The 17091-nt window shown below is 70.2% G+C and carries 16 protein-coding genes; 7 read left to right on the top strand and 9 right to left on the bottom strand.

The genetic code is table 11. The features are described from left to right. Positions 1-24: 24 nt before the first annotated feature. Positions 25-1776 (top strand): MFS transporter, encoded by a 1752-nt coding sequence (locus OG552_RS31085; protein WP_329138578.1) that lies wholly within the window; start codon positions 25-27, stop codon positions 1774-1776. Positions 1777-1835: 59 nt separating this feature from the next. Then, positions 1836-2408, top strand: a complete 573-nt coding sequence (locus OG552_RS31080) for a YbhB/YbcL family Raf kinase inhibitor-like protein (protein WP_329138577.1) — start codon at positions 1836-1838, stop codon at positions 2406-2408. A gap of 60 nt (positions 2409-2468) precedes the next feature. Here the strand turns inward: OG552_RS31080 and OG552_RS31075 are convergent, their stop codons facing one another. The 3 genes from OG552_RS31075 to OG552_RS31065 are packed head-to-tail and all read right to left on the bottom strand — an operon-like array spanning position 2469 to position 5583. Beyond that, the gene (locus OG552_RS31075; protein ID WP_329138574.1) at positions 2469-3176 is read right to left on the bottom strand and encodes a siderophore-interacting protein; all 708 of its coding nucleotides are present in this window, start codon (positions 3174-3176) and stop codon (positions 2469-2471) included. After that, positions 3173-4681, bottom strand: a complete 1509-nt coding sequence (locus tag OG552_RS31070) for an MFS transporter (protein WP_329138572.1) — start codon at positions 4679-4681, stop codon at positions 3173-3175. Before OG552_RS31070 ends, OG552_RS31075 begins: the two co-directional genes overlap by 4 nt. Beyond that, entirely contained in the window at positions 4678-5583 is a 906-nt protein-coding gene (locus tag OG552_RS31065; protein WP_329138569.1) for an SDR family oxidoreductase, read from the bottom strand. The genes OG552_RS31070 and OG552_RS31065 overlap by 4 nt, the downstream gene beginning before the upstream one ends. A 228-nt stretch (positions 5584-5811) precedes the next feature. Between OG552_RS31065 and OG552_RS31060 the strand changes: the two genes are divergently transcribed. Next, complete coding sequence (locus tag OG552_RS31060; RefSeq protein WP_329138567.1) at positions 5812-6387, top strand: TetR/AcrR family transcriptional regulator; 576 nt, start codon at positions 5812-5814, stop codon at positions 6385-6387. Between the two features lie 120 nt (positions 6388-6507). Here the strand turns inward: OG552_RS31060 and OG552_RS31055 are convergent, their stop codons facing one another. The 3 genes from OG552_RS31055 to OG552_RS31045 form a co-directional block, all read right to left on the bottom strand. Beyond that, positions 6508-7530 carry an LLM class flavin-dependent oxidoreductase gene (locus OG552_RS31055; protein ID WP_329138566.1) on the bottom strand — a complete coding sequence of 341 codons (1023 nt, stop codon included), beginning with the start codon at positions 7528-7530 and terminating at the stop codon, positions 6508-6510. Between the two features lie 189 nt (positions 7531-7719). Continuing rightward, complete coding sequence (locus tag OG552_RS31050) at positions 7720-8316, bottom strand: TetR/AcrR family transcriptional regulator (RefSeq protein ID WP_329138565.1); 597 nt, start codon at positions 8314-8316, stop codon at positions 7720-7722. Further along, positions 8309-9145: an alpha/beta fold hydrolase gene (locus tag OG552_RS31045; protein ID WP_329138563.1), complete on the bottom strand. Its 837-nt coding sequence runs from the start codon at positions 9143-9145 to the stop codon at positions 8309-8311. The genes OG552_RS31050 and OG552_RS31045 overlap by 8 nt, the downstream gene beginning before the upstream one ends. A gap of 477 nt (positions 9146-9622) precedes the next feature. On the opposite strand from OG552_RS31045, the gene OG552_RS31040 reads away from it, so the two are divergent. Further along, positions 9623-9979, top strand: a complete 357-nt coding sequence (locus tag OG552_RS31040; RefSeq protein ID WP_329138561.1) for a DoxX family protein — start codon at positions 9623-9625, stop codon at positions 9977-9979. A 123-nt stretch (positions 9980-10102) separates the two neighbouring features. On the opposite strand, the gene OG552_RS31035 is transcribed toward OG552_RS31040, so the two are convergent. After that, positions 10103-10807: an LAETG motif-containing sortase-dependent surface protein gene (locus OG552_RS31035; protein ID WP_329138559.1), complete on the bottom strand. Its 705-nt coding sequence runs from the start codon at positions 10805-10807 to the stop codon at positions 10103-10105. 313 nt (positions 10808-11120) lie between these two features. Here OG552_RS31035 and secY point away from each other — a divergent pair, with 313 nt between their 5' ends. Further along, on the top strand, positions 11121-12431 hold the full coding sequence (secY, locus tag OG552_RS31030) for a preprotein translocase subunit SecY (RefSeq protein ID WP_329138557.1): 1311 nt from the start codon (positions 11121-11123) through the stop codon (positions 12429-12431). Between the two features lie 506 nt (positions 12432-12937). Continuing rightward, positions 12938-13951: a DUF4331 family protein gene (locus OG552_RS31025; RefSeq protein ID WP_329138554.1), complete on the top strand. Its 1014-nt coding sequence runs from the start codon at positions 12938-12940 to the stop codon at positions 13949-13951. Positions 13952-13989: 38 nt separating this feature from the next. Here the strand turns inward: OG552_RS31025 and OG552_RS31020 are convergent, their stop codons facing one another. Further along, positions 13990-14814, bottom strand: coding sequence for an MIP/aquaporin family protein (locus OG552_RS31020; protein WP_329138552.1), 825 nt, complete (start codon positions 14812-14814; stop codon positions 13990-13992). Positions 14815-15073: 259 nt separating this feature from the next. Next, on the bottom strand, positions 15074-15991 hold the full coding sequence (locus tag OG552_RS31015; protein ID WP_329138550.1) for a LysR family transcriptional regulator: 918 nt from the start codon (positions 15989-15991) through the stop codon (positions 15074-15076). Between the two features lie 532 nt (positions 15992-16523). On the opposite strand from OG552_RS31015, the gene OG552_RS31010 reads away from it, so the two are divergent. After that, positions 16524-17087 (top strand): hypothetical protein, encoded by a 564-nt coding sequence (locus tag OG552_RS31010; RefSeq protein ID WP_329138548.1) that lies wholly within the window; start codon positions 16524-16526, stop codon positions 17085-17087. Positions 17088-17091 lie beyond the last annotated feature (4 nt).

Below are 17091 nucleotides of genomic sequence, written 5' to 3'. Positions count from 1 at the left end.
ACAAAAGCACGAGGAAGCACACCGATGACAGATCCTCCCGCAACGCGCGCCCCGCGCCGCTCGCCCGCCGACCGGTACAAGTGGACGGCGCTGACGAATACGACCGCCGCGGTCTTCATGTCCGCGCTGGACGGCTCCATCGTGCTGATCGCCCTGCCGGCGATCTTCCGTGGGGTGCACCTGGACCCGCTGGCCCCGGGCAACATCGCCTATCTGCTGTGGATGATCATGGGGTACCGGCTGGTCCAGGCCGTCCTGGTGGTCACCGTGGGCCGGCTGGGCGACATGTACGGCCGGGTCCGTATCTACAACTCCGGGTTCGCGGTCTTCACCTTCGCCTCGGTCCTGCTCTCCTTCGATCCCTTCGACGGCGGCCACGGAGCGATGTGGCTGATCGCCTGGCGCGTGGTGCAGGCCATCGGCGGCTCGATGCTGACCGCCAACTCGGCCGCGATCCTGACCGACGCCTTCCCCAAGGAGCAGCGTGGCTTCGCCCTGGGGATCAATCAGGTCGCCGGGCTGGCGGGGATGTTCATCGGCCTGGTCGCCGGCGGCCTGCTCGCCGCCTGGGACTGGCGGGCGGTGTTCTGGGTCAACGTGCCGGTCGGCGTCTTCTTCACGCTGTGGGCCTACCGCACCCTGCGTGAGACCGGTAAACGCGGCGGCGGCCGGATCGACTGGTGGGGCAACATCACCTTCGCGATGGGGCTGAGCGCGGTCCTGATCGCGGTCACCTTCGGCCTGCAGCCCTACGGTGGCCACACCATGGGCTGGACCAACCCGCTGGTCGACGCGCTGATCACCGGCGGCCTCGTTCTGCTGGCAGCGTTCGTCGCCATCGAGAACCGCGTCAGCTCGCCGATGATCCAGCTGAGTCTCTTCCGTCTGCGGGCCTTCACCTTCGGCAACCTGGCGGGCCTGGCCATCTCGATCGGCCGCGGCGGCATGCAGTTCGTGCTGATCATCTGGCTGCAGGGCATCTGGCTGCCGCTGCACGGCTACGACTACAGCGACACACCGCTGTGGGCGGGCATCTTCATGCTGCCGCTGACCGCCGGATTCCTCGCCGCGGGGCCCGTGTCGGGGTATCTGTCCGACCGGATCGGCTCGCGGGGGCTGGCCACCGGCGGCGCGGTGCTCTTCGGCGCCAGCTTCCTGGGCCTGATGATCCTGCCGATCAATTTCAGTTACTGGATATTCGCGCTGCTGATCGCGCTCAACGGGATCGCCAGCGGCATGTTCGCCTCCCCCAACTCCTCCTCCATCATGGGCAGCGTGCCGGGCCACCTGCGTGGGGTCGCCTCCGGCATGCGGGCCACCTTCCAGAATTCGGGCACCGCGGTCTCCATCGGCGTGTTCTTCTCCCTGATGATCGCCGGACTGGCCCGCAGCCTCCCGCACACCCTCGCCGGCGGCCTGCAACAGCAGGGCGTGCCGGCGCACGTCGCCACCCAGGTCGGCAGCCTGCCCCCGGTCTCGTCCCTGTTCGCCGCACAACTCGGCGTCAACCCGATCCAGCACCTGCTCCAGCCCACCGGCACCCTGACGCACCTCACCGCGGCACAGCGACAGACCCTGACCGGACACGAGTTCTTCCCGTCCCTGATCGCCGGCCCCTTCCACTCCGGTCTGGTCATCGTGTTCGCCTTCGGCGCCACCCTCGCCTTCCTCGCCGCGATCGCCTCCCTGCTGCGCGGCGCCAACCCCACCGTCAAACCCGCGCCAGGCCCGCAGGAGGCGGCCACCGCTGCCCATCTCGCGCGACCGGACAGGTGAACCGGCGGCTACAACGGCCCCCCGACCCGGGCAGCCAGCCCTCACCCACAGGAGAACACATGACCGTACTCGGACGACTGCTGAAGAACCGCAGGGCGGGAGAAACCCACATGGCGTGGAACCTGCCCAACCTGCGAGGCCCCGAACTGCTCACCCTCACCAGCCGGAACTTCCGCGACGGCGACACCCTGCCGCTGGAGCACGGCGCGAAGAACATCGGCGGTGACGACCTCTCCCCCCACCTTGCCTGGACCCCGCCGCCGCCCGGCACGGCCCAACTCCTCCTGGTCGTCGAGGACATCGACGTCCCCCTGACCAAGCCCGCCGTCCACTGCCTCGCCCTGATCGATCCGGCCGCCGACCACCTCGGCCCCGGCGCCCTCAACGGGCGGCAGCCCGCCACGGGCGTACGGATACTGCGGTCCACCATCGGTCGCGGCTATCACGGTCCCGCCCCGGTCAAGGGCCATGGGCCGCACCGCTACACCTTCCAGCTGTTCGCTCTGGCGACCCCCGTGGACACCGCCCCCGGCTCAACGCCCCTGGACCGGGCACGGCCCCGCGCCCTGCTGCCCGCCATCACCGCCCCGGTCCTCGACCGCGGCCGGCTGACCGGCGTCTACGAACGCTGACGTACGGCGCCGCGACCGGTCGAAGGCAGGCGCCGCGTCGTCGGTCGTGGTCGGAAAGGGCTACTCCATGCCGGTCTTTCCGGGTGTCCAGAACGGTTTGGTGATGATGTCGCTCCGCTGCCAGCCGCGCGTGCGGACGAGATGGTCACGGACGAGCTGGATGGTGCGCGCCTCACCGGCGAGGTAGGCGGTGCCGGGGGTGTCCGGGAGGTCGAGTGCCGCGAGGGCGTCGACCAGCCGGGTCGAGTTCGCGGCGGGCCGTCCGTACCGGTGGATCCAGGTCACCTCACGCGGGATGCCGAGCTGCTCTGCCGGGGCGTCGACCTCGATGAGGGCGTACGCCGGTGCACCGTCGTCGAGTCCGCGGATCATCGCGCCGAAGGCCACGGAGGCGGTCTCGTCGCCGACGAAGAGGTGGTAGCCGCTGGGGCGGCAGACGAAGGTGCCCTGCGGTTTCGTCAGGCGCACCTGGTCGCCGGGCCGGACGGTACGGACCCACCGGGCGCCGGGTCCCTCGCCGTGGTCGACGACGCGCAGGTCGAGCCGGCTCCCGTGGTGGGCCCACACGGAGTACGTGCGCAGCGCTCCGACGAGCCGGTCGACGACGCGGTTGTCCGCGCCGACCTGTATCCGGACCTGCTGACCGGGTATCACCTCCCATCGGGCGATGTCCTCGCCGCTCAGGGTGAGGGCGCGGATCCGGCCGGCGTCGGGGCCGGTGCCGGCGACCGTCGCCGTGCTGAGCAGGGGGTCGAGCAGTCGTCTCATCGCGCGTTCGCTTTCTCGGGAGCGGTGGGGACTGCAACGGGGCCGGTCGCGCGGCGGGCCGCCCAGGTCATCTCGGCGATGATGAGCACGCCGACGACGAGGACGAGCACCGCGACGATCCTCAGGGCGCTCGCCGCGCCGGAGGTGTACGCCGCGATCACGGCGTCGTGCCGGCCGGGCGCCGCGGCGAGCGCTTCGGCGACGGTGCGCGGAGTCCGCCCGGCGCTCACCACGCCGGGCGCGTCCTGGCTGAGGTGGTGCACGAAGCGCGAGGTCAGCAGTGTGCCGATGACCGCGACGCCGAGGGCGCTGCCGAACTCGCGCGTGGTGGACTGGAGGCCGCCGGCGACACCGGCCCGCTCACGAGGGAGCGCGGCCGAGATCGCCGCGGTCAGCGTCGGAAGCGACAAGGTGGCGCCCACGCCGACGACGACCAGCCAGCAGGCGTAGACGGGATAACCCTGATGCAGGGCCGTGGCCAGCCCGTAGATTCCGACGCCGATTGTCAGGAACGCCAGACCGATGACGAACCGTTCTCCGGCCCGCCGCACGAGACTCGGCACGTAGCGCGCGCCGGCGACGAGCGGCACGGTCATCGGCAGGACACCGAGGCCGGCTTGGAGGACGGTGAACCCACGGCCGTACTGCATCAGCGAGGCGTTGAGGTAGAAGAAGCCGAACATGCCGAAGAACACGATGAGCATGCCGAGGCTCGCAGCGCGCAGGGCAGGGATCTTGAAGAGCCTGGGGTCCAGCAGCGGGTGCCGCACCCGCAGTTCTGTGATGACCCAGGTGGCGAAGAGAACGACCGCGGCGCCGAAGGCACCGATCACGGTGGCGCTGGTCCAGCCGTGCTCGGGTCCCTGTGTGATGCCGAGGAGCAGCGCCAGTGTGGCAAGGGTGAGGAGCGCCGCCGCGGGGAGATCCAGGCTGCGGTCGTGCCGTGAACTGCGGGGTGTGCCCACAGCCACCCAGATCGCGCAGCCGGCCGCTATCGGGGCGACGGCGGCGAACAGCCACCGCCAGGAGCCCGCGGTCAGGATCGCCCCGCCACCGACATTGCCGATCACCCCGCCGATGCCCGACATCGCCGCCCAGATCGCGATGGCGTGCTGACGGCGGGCCGGTTCTGTGGCGTGGATCAGCACGGCGAGCGCGTTGGGCAGGACACAGGCGGCCCCGATGCCGGTGACGGCGCGCCCGACCAGCATCACCGGCACGTCGTTGGCGACCGCCGAGACGACCGCGCCGAGGGCGAAGATCACCAGACCGGAGAGCAGAACGCCTTTGCGGCCGATCCGGTCCCCCAGCGCCCCGGCGGGGATCACCAGGCAGGCGAAGAGGATGACGTACGCGTCGACGATCCACAGCAGTTGCGAGGCGGTCGGGTGCATGGAGCTGGCGGCGAGCTTCGGGACCGCGAGGTTGATCGAGGCGACGAATCCGACGACGAGCACCGTGCAGAGGGAGACGCAGGCCAGTACCCGCCCCGGGTGGCCGGTCACTCGTCCGCGCCGGAGGTGTAAGCACCGCCGAGGATGTCCTCGGCCAGCGTCGGGCCGGTGGGCTCCCAGCCGAGGGTGGAGCGGGTGAGTTCGCTGGAGCCGGTCATGGTGAGCCCGAAGAAGTGGCCGACGAAGCCGAAGTGTTCGTCGGCCCGCTCCGGGGCGATCGAGGTGACCGGGATGCCCAGGACCTGGCCGATGGCCTCGGCGATGACGTGCGTGGGGACGAACTCCTCCGCCACGGCGTGCAGTCGCGTCCCCGGTGACGCCTTCTCAAGGCCGAGGACGATCAGCCGGGCGGTGTCGGAGCGGTGCACGGCCGACCAGGCATGGCTGCCGTCGCCGACGTAGCCCGAGACACCCTGCTTGCGAGCGGCGGCGACGAGGAAGTTCACGAACCCCCAGTCGCCGTGCCCGTGGACCGACGGCGCGAAGCGGGTCACGATCGTGCGCACCCCGCGGTCGACGTAGTCAAGCGCCAGGTTCTCGCTGCCGCCGCGGTCCGCGCCGGGGCCCACCGCGGGGGAGGCGTCGGTCTCGACGACCGAGCGGCCCTCGACCAGGCCGGAGAGGCCGTTGGCGATCGAGAACGGCTTGCCGGTGCCTTCCAGTACCTCAAGCATCGCCTCGACCGCGGCCCGCTCGGCCCGGTCGGACTCCTCGGGGTTGCCCCAGTCGTGCTTGTTGGCCAGATGCACCACCGCATCCGCCTGCGAGGCGCCACGGCGCAGCGAGTCGAGGTCGTCCAGATCACCCCGCAGCGCCGTGGCCCCCTTGGTCCGCAGAGCGTCCGCGGACTTCTCCGCACGGGCGAGGCCGATGACCTCGTGTCCCCCGGACAGCAGTTCGTCGACGGTGGCGGCACCGATCCATCCCGTCGCACCAGTAACGAAGACGCGCATGTGTGTTTCTCCTTGGTGCCCGTCAGGGCAAGCCGGGTTGTTTCACGGCGCCGTCGGGCCGGCATGAGCCGATCACCCCATTACGAGACACCGTGCTCCGCAACCGTAACAAAAGCGGTGCACGGTGTCCAGTAAGTGTCGGCGCGCGACACCCGGGCGGCGCACCGGCGGAAAGGGGAACGACAAACATACGAGACGCGGTGTCCAGATATGTGTACAATCGGCCCGATGGACGCACAGCACGGTCGGGTCGGCAGACCGCGGAGCGAAGCCGCCCGGGCGGCCGTTCTCTACGCGGTCGATGATCTCCTCGTCGAGGAGGGCTACGCGGCGATGACCCTCAAGGGCATCGCGGAACGGGCCGGAGTCTCCCGGCAGACGATCTACCGCTGGTGGTCGACGAAGGCCGAGATCCTCTTCGAGGCCTCCTGGACCGATGCCGCGGAGGAACTCGCCGTTCCTCCGGGCGGCACGCCGCTGGCCGAGATCACCTCGTACCTGGACGCGCTCGTCCGCTTCCTGGTCCACTCCCCGGCGGGCGCCGCCTACCGCGCCCTGCTGGGTGAGGCCCAGCACGATACCGACGTGGCCCGGCTGCTCGCCTCGAAAGACGTCCTCGGCGACAGCGCGAAGGCGGTCGTGGAGCGCGCGATCGGCACGGACACGCTGCCGGTCCCCCTCGACCAGGCCACCGCACTGCTGGTCGCTCCGACCTTCTTCTGGATCCTCAGCGGACGGGACCCCGGCCTGCTCGACGTATCGCAACTGGCCCGCCGGTTCCTCACCGACATGAGCGATCGCTGACCGCGGCGAAGACCGGACACCAAAGCCGGCCCAGCGGCCTCGTCGGAGACCGCTGGGCCGGCTTTCGTGTCCGGCCGGTCCGCGCGCGGATGCGGCTGGACGCACCGCGCGGGTGAACGCTCAGCGCCAGCCGAGCTCCGGTGCCACGTGGGTGAGGATGCTCTCCAGCACATGGACGTTGTAGTCCACCCCGAGCTGGTTGGGGATGGTCAGCAGCAGGGTGTCGGCGGCCTGGATGGCCTCGTCCTCCTGGAGCTGCTTCACCAGCGCGTCGGGCTCGGCGGCGTACGAGCGTCCGAAGATCGCCCTGGTCGTGTCGTCGATCATGCCGACCTGGTCCCGCGAATCGCGCTCCCGGCCGAAGTAGGCCCGGTCCAGGTCGTCGGTGAGGGCGAAGATGCTCCGGCTGACCGACACCCGCGGCTGGCGCGTGTGGCCTGCCGCCCGGTACGCCTCGCGGTACGCCTCGATCTGCTTGCGCTGCTGGACGTGCAGCGGCTCGCCCGTCTCGTCGTCCTTCAGCGTGGAACTCTGCAGGTTCATCCCCAGCTCCGCCGCCCAGACAGCGGTCGCGTTCGAGCCCGAGCCCCACCAGATCCGGTCGCGCAACCCCTCGGAGTGCGGCTCGACACGCAGCAGCCCCGGCGGGTTGGCGAACATCGGCCGCGGGCTCGGCTGCGCGAACCCCTCCCCGTCGAGCACCTTCAGGAACGCTTCGGTGTGCCGGCGCGCCATGTCCGCGTCACTCTCGCCCTCCGCCGGGGCGTAGCCGAAGTAGCGCCAGCCGTCGATCACCTGCTCCGGTGACCCGCGGCTGATGCCGAGCTGCAGCCTGCCGCCGGAGATGAGGTCGGCGGCGCCTGCGGTCTCGGCCATGTACAGCGGGTTCTCGTAGCGCATGTCGATCACGCCGGTGCCGATCTCGATCCTCGACGTCCGCGCGCCGATGGCCGAGAGCAGCGGGAACGGGCTGCCCGCCTGCCGCGCGAAGTGGTGCACGCGGAAGTACGCGCCGTCCACGCCGATCTCCTCGGCGGCGACCGCAAGGTCGATGGACTGGTGCAGGAAGTCGGCGGCGGTCCGGGTCGCGGAGTGCTCACTCGGCGACCAGTGACCGAACGAGAGGAATCCAATCTTCTTCACTTTGTGCAGAGCGCACGGCGGCTCCGTTTGATTCCCCACGTCAACAGCCCTGTGGCACCCTCACCGCCCCGGCCGTCATCGGCGCCCTGGCGGGGGCGGGGGCGGGGGCGAGGCGGGCGTCCTGCCGGCGTGGCGCCCCGGCGACGACGCCCGCCGCTGAGAGAGCCTTCCGGTGGGGTGACACCGTCGTCATGGCTGCGTCCCGCGGCCGGATCCGGAGACGTCGTTCCAGCTCGACAGGGCCACCTTCACGGCCTGGACGAGACGGTCGAAGCTGCGGTCGATGCCGGCGGGGAGGGCGAAGGCGCCGCTGGTCTCCAGGGAGAGGAATCCGTGCAGGGCGGCCCGGAAGGCCCGGATGGCGTCGATGGCGTCGTCACCGTCGAGGCCGTAGCCGTCCATCACCGCCACCAGCACCTGGATGGCCCGGGCGCTGACCGCTTCGTCGTCGGCGTCGCCGGGGACCGGGGGCCGCTGGGCGGCCTGGTAGCGGCCCGGATGGTCCATCGCCCAGGCGCGGTAGGCGTGCGCCACCGCGACCAGCGCGTCGTCACGGGCCCGGCCGATGGCGGCCCGGCCCAGCACGTCGGCGAGTTCACCCTTCGCCAGCACGGTGACGCGCTGCTGGAGTGCGCCGAGACTGTCGATGTGCTTGTACAGCGACGGCTGGCGCACCCCCAGACGGCCCGCGAGTGCCGCCAGGGTGAGCTGGTTCAGCCCCACCTCGTCGGCCATCTCCGCCGCCTCGGCGACCACCCGGTCCGTGTTGAGCCCGGCCCTAGGCACGGGCGGTGCCGGAGGGAAGGAAGGCGAGCATGAGCGAAACCACCTCGTCGGGGAATTGGTCGTGCGGGTAGTGCCCGGCACCCTCGATCATCTCAAGGCGACCGAGGCCGGACGGCAGGGCCTCGACGATCCCCGAACCCTCGGCGTGCGGGTCGGCCCAGTCGGGGTCGAGCGTGCCCATCACGATCAGGACCGGGCAGCGGACCTGGCCGAGCCGCGTACCGGCGTCGGCCGGGGAGCTGCGGACCATGCCCCGCATGGCCTTCATCCGGCCCGGCTCGCGCAGCAGGGAGTCGATGCGGCCGAGCCGATTGTCCCAGTCGGCGGGCCGCACACCGGGGTAGGCCACGTCGAGGTACGAGCGCCACAGCCGTACGCTGCCGAACACCCCCGCGCCGGCCAGCCGCAGCATGCCCTGCCGGACGCGCCTGACCCGCAGGACGCCGAGGCCGACCGACTGCTTGCGGGTGAAGGGTGCCAGCTCGACAACCCCGCTGATCAGCGAGGGCTCCTGTGCCGCGGCGATGGTCGCGGCCCCGCCGGAGATCGAGTTGCCGACCAGCACCGCCGGGCCGCCCAGGTGCCGGATCACCGCGAGCAGGTCACCTGCCACGGCCCGCTGGCTCCAGTCCGCCCAGCCCACGCTCGACTCGCCACAGCCGCGCAGATCCACCGCGGCGACCCGGTAACCCGCCGCCACCAGCGGCGGAATCACGGCGCGGTAAGCGGCACGGCTGTCGCCCAGACCGTGCGCGAGAACGATCAGCGGGCCGGACCCGGCCACCTCGTAAGCGATGGTGCCGCCGTCGACGGCGAGCGACTCGGTCATGACATCCTCCAGGTCTGGTTAATTCCTCTAGCCAAAAAGCTATGGGCAATAGCCAAACCTGTCAAGGGCCGCCCTCTTCCGCGGCGCGGACCGGAAAGGGACGACTGCGCGATGGGAGGGGCGGACCGTTCGACCGGCTCGGAAAGGCCGGTCCTCCGGCCGGAGGACCCGGCTCAGCGCCGGGGCGCCTATAGGGCTCGCCCGCGCACGCAGGAAGGCAGGCAGGCAGCAGGCAGGGCAGGTGGGCAGGCGCAGGGGGCGAACTCGGGCGGGGCCGTACGCAACCCCCGGCCGACCCGGGCGTACGAGGCGACCGCATCCCCGCCTCCGGCCGCACGGTGTCGGTTCGGGACCACCGGGCGGTCCGGCCGCCGGCCCGGTGTCACAGATCGGGCCGCCGTTTTGTCATGCGGGAGAGCCGTCTGCCGCCACGGAGGCGCCCAGCACACACCATCCCCGTACGGAAACGGAGAAATCGTGTTCGCCGCCTACGTCACGGTCACCATCATCGGCGCGGTCCTCAACGGCGCCGCCGCTGTCACCTACCTGATCGGCCACGAATACCCCAAGACCCAGGCGGACATGAAGGGCGTGCCCCGGAAGTGGGTGCCGGTGCTGGGCATGCTGCTCGCGGCGGGCACCGTGGGGCTTGCGGCCGGGCTCGCCGTGCCGCTCCTGGGCACCCTCGCCGCTTCCGGCCTCGTCCTGTACTTCATCGGCGCGATCGCCGCCCACCTGCGGGTGGGCTCCCGGGACATCGTGGGCGGGCTCGTGTTCCTCTCCACCGCGGTGGCCGTCCTGGCCCTGGGCCTGGCCCACCACGGGCCCTCGTGACCCGGCCGGGCCCGGCACGGTCGTCGTCACCGCCCGCCGGCCGTCACCCCCGGCGGGCGGAACCGGGCCCCCGCGCGAGTCGGGCGTACGGCAGCCGGAGGAGCAAGGGAGCCGGGGCGGACGTCAGTGGCGGGCCGAGGTGCGACGGCGCACCGCGATCAGCGTGCCGCAACCCCCGGCGATGACCACGGCGGCCGCACCCGCGATGAGCCCGGTGTCGCTGCCGCCGCCGGTCTCGGCGAGGCCGGACCCGCCGGACGCCGCCACGGGTGAGACAGCGGCGGCCGGGCCGGTGGACGGCGCGTCCAGCGGGACGGAGGGGGTGGCGGACGAGGAGGAGGAACCGCCGGCCCCCGCGCTCGTGGAGGCGCTCGCCGACGGACCGGCCGACGTGGGCACCACGCACGGGGTGTCGTCGGAGATCGGCAGCGTGCTCGTCAGTGCGTCGCTGAGGTCGCCGGCCGTGACCCGGACGTTCCACTGGTAGCCCGGCTTCCAGTCCACCAGGAGCCTGACGGTCGTGCCCGCGGCGGTGGGGTGGGTGACGTGCGCGGTGGCCAGATCCCCGCCGCTGTCGTAACCGCTGGCCAGCCGGATCCGTACGCTGATGTCCGCGGGGGTCCCGGAAGCGTCCTTGTCCGTGACGGTGATGGCCGCCTTCGCGGCGCCGGTGCCGGTGTCGCAGACCGCCCTTGGGGCGACGACGAAGTCCCCGATGGCCGGGCCGGCCGCCGCGCGGGCGTCCGCGCCGGCCGCGAAGGCGGTACCGCCGACCATCATGACCGTGGCAGCCGCGCCCGCCGCTGCCACGCCGTACCTGGCGAACATGAGTCTCCCCCACCGGAATGCTGAACGGCCGGACCCCCCGGACGAAGCGGCCCATCATCGAGGCCCCGGTGAAACCCTGTCAACTCGGCGCCCCGGAGCCTGACCCGTGCCGCGGCCCGGGAGTTTTCGGCCGCGGCACGCCGATTCGGAATTGCTTCTGCGGTCGTCATCATTCGGTAAGATCAAATTCCTGGAACGTGCCCTCCGCGCTGAATACGCTCGGGGAGCGCATCCACGTCAGCGGCCGGCCACCGGTCTTCGGCGAACAACCGCGGCGTCGCGGTTTCTCAGACGTGGGGGCGAAGGAGGCACCGTGCTCACCGCGTTCGCCCGGGCGTTCAGGACGCCCGACTTGCGGAAGAAGCTGCTCTTCACGCTCGGCATCATCGTCCTGTACCGCATCGGGGCGCACGTCCCGATTCCCGGCGTGGATTACCAGAACGTCCAGACGTGCGTCGACCTGGCACGGTCCGGGAACAGCAGCCTGTTCGGCCTGCTGAACCTTTTCAGTGGCGGCGCACTGCTGCAGATCACGATCTTCGCGCTGGGCATTCTGCCGTACATCACGGCCAGCATCATCCTTCAGCTGCTGACCGTGGTCATCCCGCGGCTGGAGGCGCTGAAGAAGGAGGGTCAGGCCGGCACCTCGAAGATCACCCAGTACACCCGTTATCTGACCGTCGCCCTCGCGATCCTGCAGGGCACCGGCCTGGTGGCGACCGTCCGCAGCGGCACCTTGTTCAGCACCTGCCCGGTGGGCTCCCAGATCGTGCCGGACCACGCGGTCTTCATCACGGCCACGATGGTGATCACGCTGGCCGCGGGCACCACCTGCGTGATGTGGCTGGGCGAGCTGATCACCGACCGCGGCATCGGGAACGGCATGTCGATGCTGGTGTTCATCTCCGTCGCCGCCAGTTTTCCGGGGGCGCTCTGGTCGATCAAGCAGAGCGGCACCCTGGCCGACGGCTGGGTGAACCTCGGCAGTGTCGTCCTGATCGGGTTCGTCATGGTGGGGCTTGTCGTCTTCGTGGAACAGGCCCAGCGCCGCATTCCGGTGCAGTACGCGAAGCGGGTGATCGGGCGGAAGTCGTACGGCGGCGCCTCCACGTACATTCCGCTGAAAGTCAACCAGGCGGGTGTCATCCCGGTCATCTTCGCCTCGTCGCTGCTGTACATCCCGGCGCTCATCGCCCAGTTCTCCAGTTCCACCTCCGGCTGGAAGACCTGGATCGAACGCAATTTCGTCAAGGGCGACCATCCTTACTATGTGGCGGCCTATTTCCTGCTGATCGTGTTCTTCGCCTTCTTCTACGTATCGATCTCGTTCAACGCCGAGGACGTCGCGGACAACATGAAGAAGTACGGCGGGTTCATCCCCGGCATCCGGGCCGGCCGGCCCACCGCGGAGTACCTGAGCCATGTGCTCAACCGGATCACCTGGCCGGGCTCGCTGTACCTGGGCCTGATCGCGCTCGCGCCGACTGTCGCGCTGGCGAGTTACAGCGGTTCCAACCAGCTGAGCGGGACCAGCATCCTGATCATCGTCGGCGTCGGGCTGGAAACGGTGAAGCAGCTGGAGAGCCAGCTCCAGCAGCACAACTACGAGGGCTTCCTGCGCTGAGCCCCCCGCTGGTGCCCCGGCTTGACCCGGTGACGCGGGCGGCGGACGACGCGTCCGAAGCCAGAGGGGGCAGCCAGCGCAATCCGCTCACCGGCGCCGGCCAGCCGTCGACCGACGGGGCCGCACTCTGCGCGGTGCGCACCGGGCACATCTCGGCGACCCTGGGCGCCCACCGTGTGGCCTCGCCGATCCGTACGACGTCGCGGCGCTCGCCCCGATCACCGACCAGGTCGCCGGGGACGTCGAGGCCCGCGCGGCGGGCTGCGCCGACCAGCAGGGACCCCTCATGGTCGGCGAAGCAGAGCACGGCCGTACCGCTGCACGTCGCCGACACATCCCTCCGCCGTGCATCCGGCGTTCCTGACTCCTTCCGTGATTCACTGTCCGAATCATGTGCGATGGTCCCTTTCGGTATGGGCGGGTCGCCCGCGTTTCCCCCGGTCTCACATCCCTTGACGCCGTCTCCGCCTGGCGATCGGCCCGTCACCGGCGAAAGGAAATCCAGGATGTCGAACCACTTCACCGGTCTCAGCCTTGGCGCACCGCTCGGGGACCAAAGGCTCGACCTCTGTGACCTCTACGCGTTTCAGGCCCCGGCCGACCCCGCGCGGACCGTGCTCATCCTCAACGCGAACCCGAACGCCGACGCTCTGCACCCGGACGCCATCTACCGTCTCAACATCGACAACGACGGTGACGGTCTCACCGAGATCGCGATCAGTTACGTCTTCTCGCCACCGCAGGACGGCCGTCAGACCTTCAGTGTCTTCATCGCGCGTGGCGATGAGGCCCGCTCGCCCGAAGCCGTCGGCGAGAAGGTCGTCACGGACGCCGAGGTCTCGTTCGGCACCATGGCGAAACGCGTCGACTCCGGCCCCTACACCTTCTTCGCCGGCAGTCGCAGCGACGCCTTCTTCTTCGACTTCGACGGGGTCCAGAAGCTCTTCGACACCAGCGGCGGCCGGAACTTCACCGCGCCTCACCTCGGTGGCAGGTCACCGTGGACCGGCGTGGACTCGAACACGGAGGCCAACGTCTTCTCGACGGTCGTGGAACTGCCGACGAGTGAACTCGGGGCCGACCCCGGGATTCGCGTCTGGGGCCGGTGCAGTCTCCGGGAGGACGGCCGGCTCCTCCATGTCGACCGCGCGGGCCACCCTTCCGTCAGCAGCTTCTTCAATACCGACGAGACGAAGGAGGAGTACAACGCCGGCGAGCCGGTGAACGATCGTGAGCGGTGGACCGATCAGTTCGTCCACCTCATGGGGCACACCGGAAACTACACACGGGAAGAGGCGCTCGCGGCGATCGACGCCGACGCCGTCCTGCCCGACATGCTGGTCTTCGACCCCGCGAAGCCGGCCCGGTATCCGAACGGCCGCGTCTTCACCGACGACGTCATCAACCACCGCCTCGCGTTTCTCTCGAAAGGCGACATCCCTCCCACCGGGCTCACGCCCCACACCGACTTTCTGGACGCGTTTCCGTACCTCGGCAACCCGCACCCCAAGACCGCGTAGGGCGCTGCGCACAGGTATGCGGCACCCTGTCGTTCGCGTCAGGCGCTTCCGCGCCCGGCACGGTCCGCGGGCGGCGCGTTGTCGTGCCGGCCCGCGCCGGCGAGTTTGTAGGTCAGCGGCCGGTGGGTGTTGAAGCGCCGGATGAGCAGATGATGGACCGAGGCGCCCAGGACCGCGCCCAGGATCGGCGCCACGAGATAGATCCACAGGTAGCGGGTCCTGCCGGAGAGTACGGCGGGGCCGAACTGCCGGGCCGGGTTGGCCGATCCGCCGCTGAGCGGGCCGAGGAAGGCGATGATCAGGCCCACGGCGATGCCGAGGGCCCAGGGGAGCACCGCGGCGTGCTTCGGGTTGGCCAGGAAGAAGCCGACGAGCAGCACCACGCCGATCAGGCAGCCCGTTTCGCTGAGGAAGACGGCGGCCTGTCGCCAGGAGGGGGCCGGACGCACCGCCGAGTAGTCCACCACGGCGACCTGATGGCCCCACACCCAGCGCGCGAGGGCCGTTCCGGCAACGGATCCGGCGAGTTGGGCCATGACGTACGGCAGGACGCTCCGGCCGGGGAAGACGTCCATCAGCCACAGCGCGACGGTCACGGCGGGGTTCATGTGCGCACCACTCCTGCGGCCCGGCGGGGAGAAGATCAGCGCGGTCAGAGTGGCGCCGGCGACAATCCCGACGACGCCGAGGGCTGTGTCCAGGTCGGAGATGGCGAGCGGGGAGGACGGTGCGAGCAACCCGCGGACGGCCGTGACCACCACGAAGAGCAGCACCGTGGTCAGCGCGAACTCGTCGACCGCACGCGTCAGGGGCAGCGGCTCCAGGGGATAGCCCTCCCCCGCACCTGCCACGGTCACCGCCATGACTCCACCGTCCGCCGGCCTCCCGGGCACGCGCTTACGCCGCCGGCGGCCCGGCCATCGCCACTCATCGCCCCACTCCTTGCGCCACAACCGCCGTCGCCCGGCCCACACCGCGATGAGCCCGCGCGCGTAGCCGCCCCATCGTCGCCCAGGGACGCATGCGCCTACGCCATTGACCACAGCTCCAATCGGGTACTCCCGCACGCCACCAGGCGTTCCGGCCGGCCCGTTCCGGTCCCCCGCGGCGCCGGTGGGGTTGTCAGGAGGTGCGCGGGGACGGTGCCGTCCAGGTCTCGTCGGAGGCCAGCTCGTCCCACACGGCCATGAACGCGCCGAGGGGTGAGGGCAGCGGCCGGTCCTGCCAGACCATGATCTTCTCGTAGACGATCGGCGGGTCCAGCCGCAGGGGGACGACCCCGGCGGCGCTGATGACGGCCGGGTCGGAGCCGGCGGAGAGCGCCACCCCGATACCGGCTTCGGCGAGCGCCACCTGGAGCGGAACGTCGTTGGTGGAGAAGGCCGGACGCAGTTCCCTGCCGGAGCGTCCGAAGGCGCGGCGGATGATCGCCTGCAGCCCGCTGCTCTCGTCGTAGGTGATCAGGCGCTCGTCGACGACCTGCGCGAGGTCGAGGAGTCCTTCGCCGGCCGCCTGCGTGTCCCGGCCGACCAGGGCCATGATCTCGTCGGCGAGGATCACCTTGCTGAGCAGACCGTGCGGGAGGTCGTCCAGGGGCCGGGCGGTGATGGCCGCGTCCAGCTGGCCCTGGGCGACCTGGGCGAGCAGCGGGGCGGTGGTGCCGGACTGCAGCCGCACGCGGACGGCCGGGTGCCGGTCGTGGAACTGCCGCAGCACTCCGGGGAGCGGGCTCCATTCGACGCCCTCCACCGTACCGAGGTTGAGCGCTCCGGCAATCGCCCGCGAGCGGTTGGCGAAGGCTTCGCCCGCGTCCCTGGCGGATGCCAGGCACGCGCGGGCGTACGGGAGCAGGGTGTGTCCGCCGTCGGAGAGGGACACGGTGCGGCGGTCGCGGTCGAAGAGCGGTTCCCCGACCTCCTTCTCCAGGCCGGAGATGTGGTGCGAAACGGTGGGCTGCGAAACTCGGCAGCGTTCGGCGGCTCTCGTGAACGAGTTCTCCTCCGCGACGGCAACGAAGATTTCGAGCGAGCGTAGTTCCACAGGAAGGTACCGTATTTCTGCTATCGGCTTCGTCTATGTCTGCCAGTGGGATTCTCTATCCACTCGCCGACGTACGGATCACGCAATCGCCGCTGAAGGGATCGGCGGGGCGATCGGTATGCCACCGGTGATTGTAGTGCGCGGGCGGGCACCCGCCGGCCCGGCACTCGCGGGCGGCCGGCATTCCGAACTCTCATCAAGGAAATCAATCAGAGTCATGGGAATTGCGCATGGAATCGGCCGCGCTCCCGAACCCCCGGAAATCCGGCGGCCGGAAATCACATCACGGACCCCCGTCGAGCGGATCCATCTCTGCGGACCGCGATGATCCGTAGTATCGTGAACGAAGAATACGGAGGCCCCCGCAGGGGAGTATTTCGTACGGGGGCGACGGGCGGGCACGCCTCCCACCACACACGGTTCCATTTCGTTCACAATCGCTCAGCCCGCATTGACCGCCCGCAGGTGCTCGGATTACCGGTGCCGTGTCGGCCGGCACGTGAGCGTATCTCCTTGAATGAGGGAAGAGACTATGACACAGACCGTTGAGAACACCGTTCTGACCGACAAGGTCCTCTCCGACTCGGTCGTGACCGCGACGATCCACGCACCGCTCGACGCCGTCGACATCGGCGACTGGCTGCTCAACCTGCCCGACAAGGAGTACCAGCGCTGTGCGCCGCCCGACCACAAGGCGGCCGGCTACACGACGACCGACGACGGCAAGCCGATGTCGATCAACGTCGAGATGATCGGCACCGGCCTGGTCGTCCAGCACTACGTCGGCGAGATCATCAGCAAGCAGCACTGCCACATGGTGTCGATCTCGGACGTCTACACCCCGCATGGGTGGACCACCGTCCAGGTCACCTGGGACCTGAGCGTCAAGGACAACGGCGATGGCACGCTGACCTACACCAATCACGTCACCAGCAAGCCGACCGCCGAGAACATGGCGTTCAACGAGAAGTACGGCATCTCCTTCGAAGAGGCGGCGAAGGCACGGCAGGAAGCTTCGGGCGACCACTGCCGGCGCGAGACGCCACTGTTCGCCGCCAGCATCGAGCGGCACGCCCTCGCCAGGGCGAAGAAGTAACCCG

Origin of the sequence: Streptomyces sp. NBC_01476, from assembly GCF_036227265.1 — a bacterium.
Lineage (GTDB): Bacteria > Actinomycetota > Actinomycetes > Streptomycetales > Streptomycetaceae > Actinacidiphila.
This window is presented reverse-complemented; position numbering and strand designations above follow the sequence as displayed.

Bases quoted from the DNA above. Each gene is read 5' to 3' on its own strand.
- OG552_RS31085 (WP_329138578.1), top strand. From the start codon at position 25: ATGACAGATCCTCCCGCAACGCGCGCCCCGCGCCGCTCGCCCGCCGAC.
- OG552_RS31010 (WP_329138548.1), top strand. From the start codon at position 16,524: ATGACACAGACCGTTGAGAACACCGTTCTGACCGACAAGGTCCTCTCC.
- OG552_RS31035 (WP_329138559.1), bottom strand. From the start codon at position 10,807: ATGTTCGCCAGGTACGGCGTGGCAGCGGCGGGCGCGGCTGCCACGGTC.
- OG552_RS31060 (WP_329138567.1), top strand. From the start codon at position 5,812: ATGGACGCACAGCACGGTCGGGTCGGCAGACCGCGGAGCGAAGCCGCC.
- OG552_RS31045 (WP_329138563.1), bottom strand. From the start codon at position 9,145: ATGACCGAGTCGCTCGCCGTCGACGGCGGCACCATCGCTTACGAGGTG.
- OG552_RS31025 (WP_329138554.1), top strand. From the start codon at position 12,938: ATGTCGAACCACTTCACCGGTCTCAGCCTTGGCGCACCGCTCGGGGAC.
- OG552_RS31065 (WP_329138569.1), bottom strand. From the start codon at position 5,583: ATGCGCGTCTTCGTTACTGGTGCGACGGGATGGATCGGTGCCGCCACC.
- OG552_RS31020 (WP_329138552.1), bottom strand. From the start codon at position 14,814: ATGGCGGTGACCGTGGCAGGTGCGGGGGAGGGCTATCCCCTGGAGCCG.
- OG552_RS31075 (WP_329138574.1), bottom strand. From the start codon at position 3,176: ATGAGACGACTGCTCGACCCCCTGCTCAGCACGGCGACGGTCGCCGGC.
- OG552_RS31080 (WP_329138577.1), top strand. From the start codon at position 1,836: ATGACCGTACTCGGACGACTGCTGAAGAACCGCAGGGCGGGAGAAACC.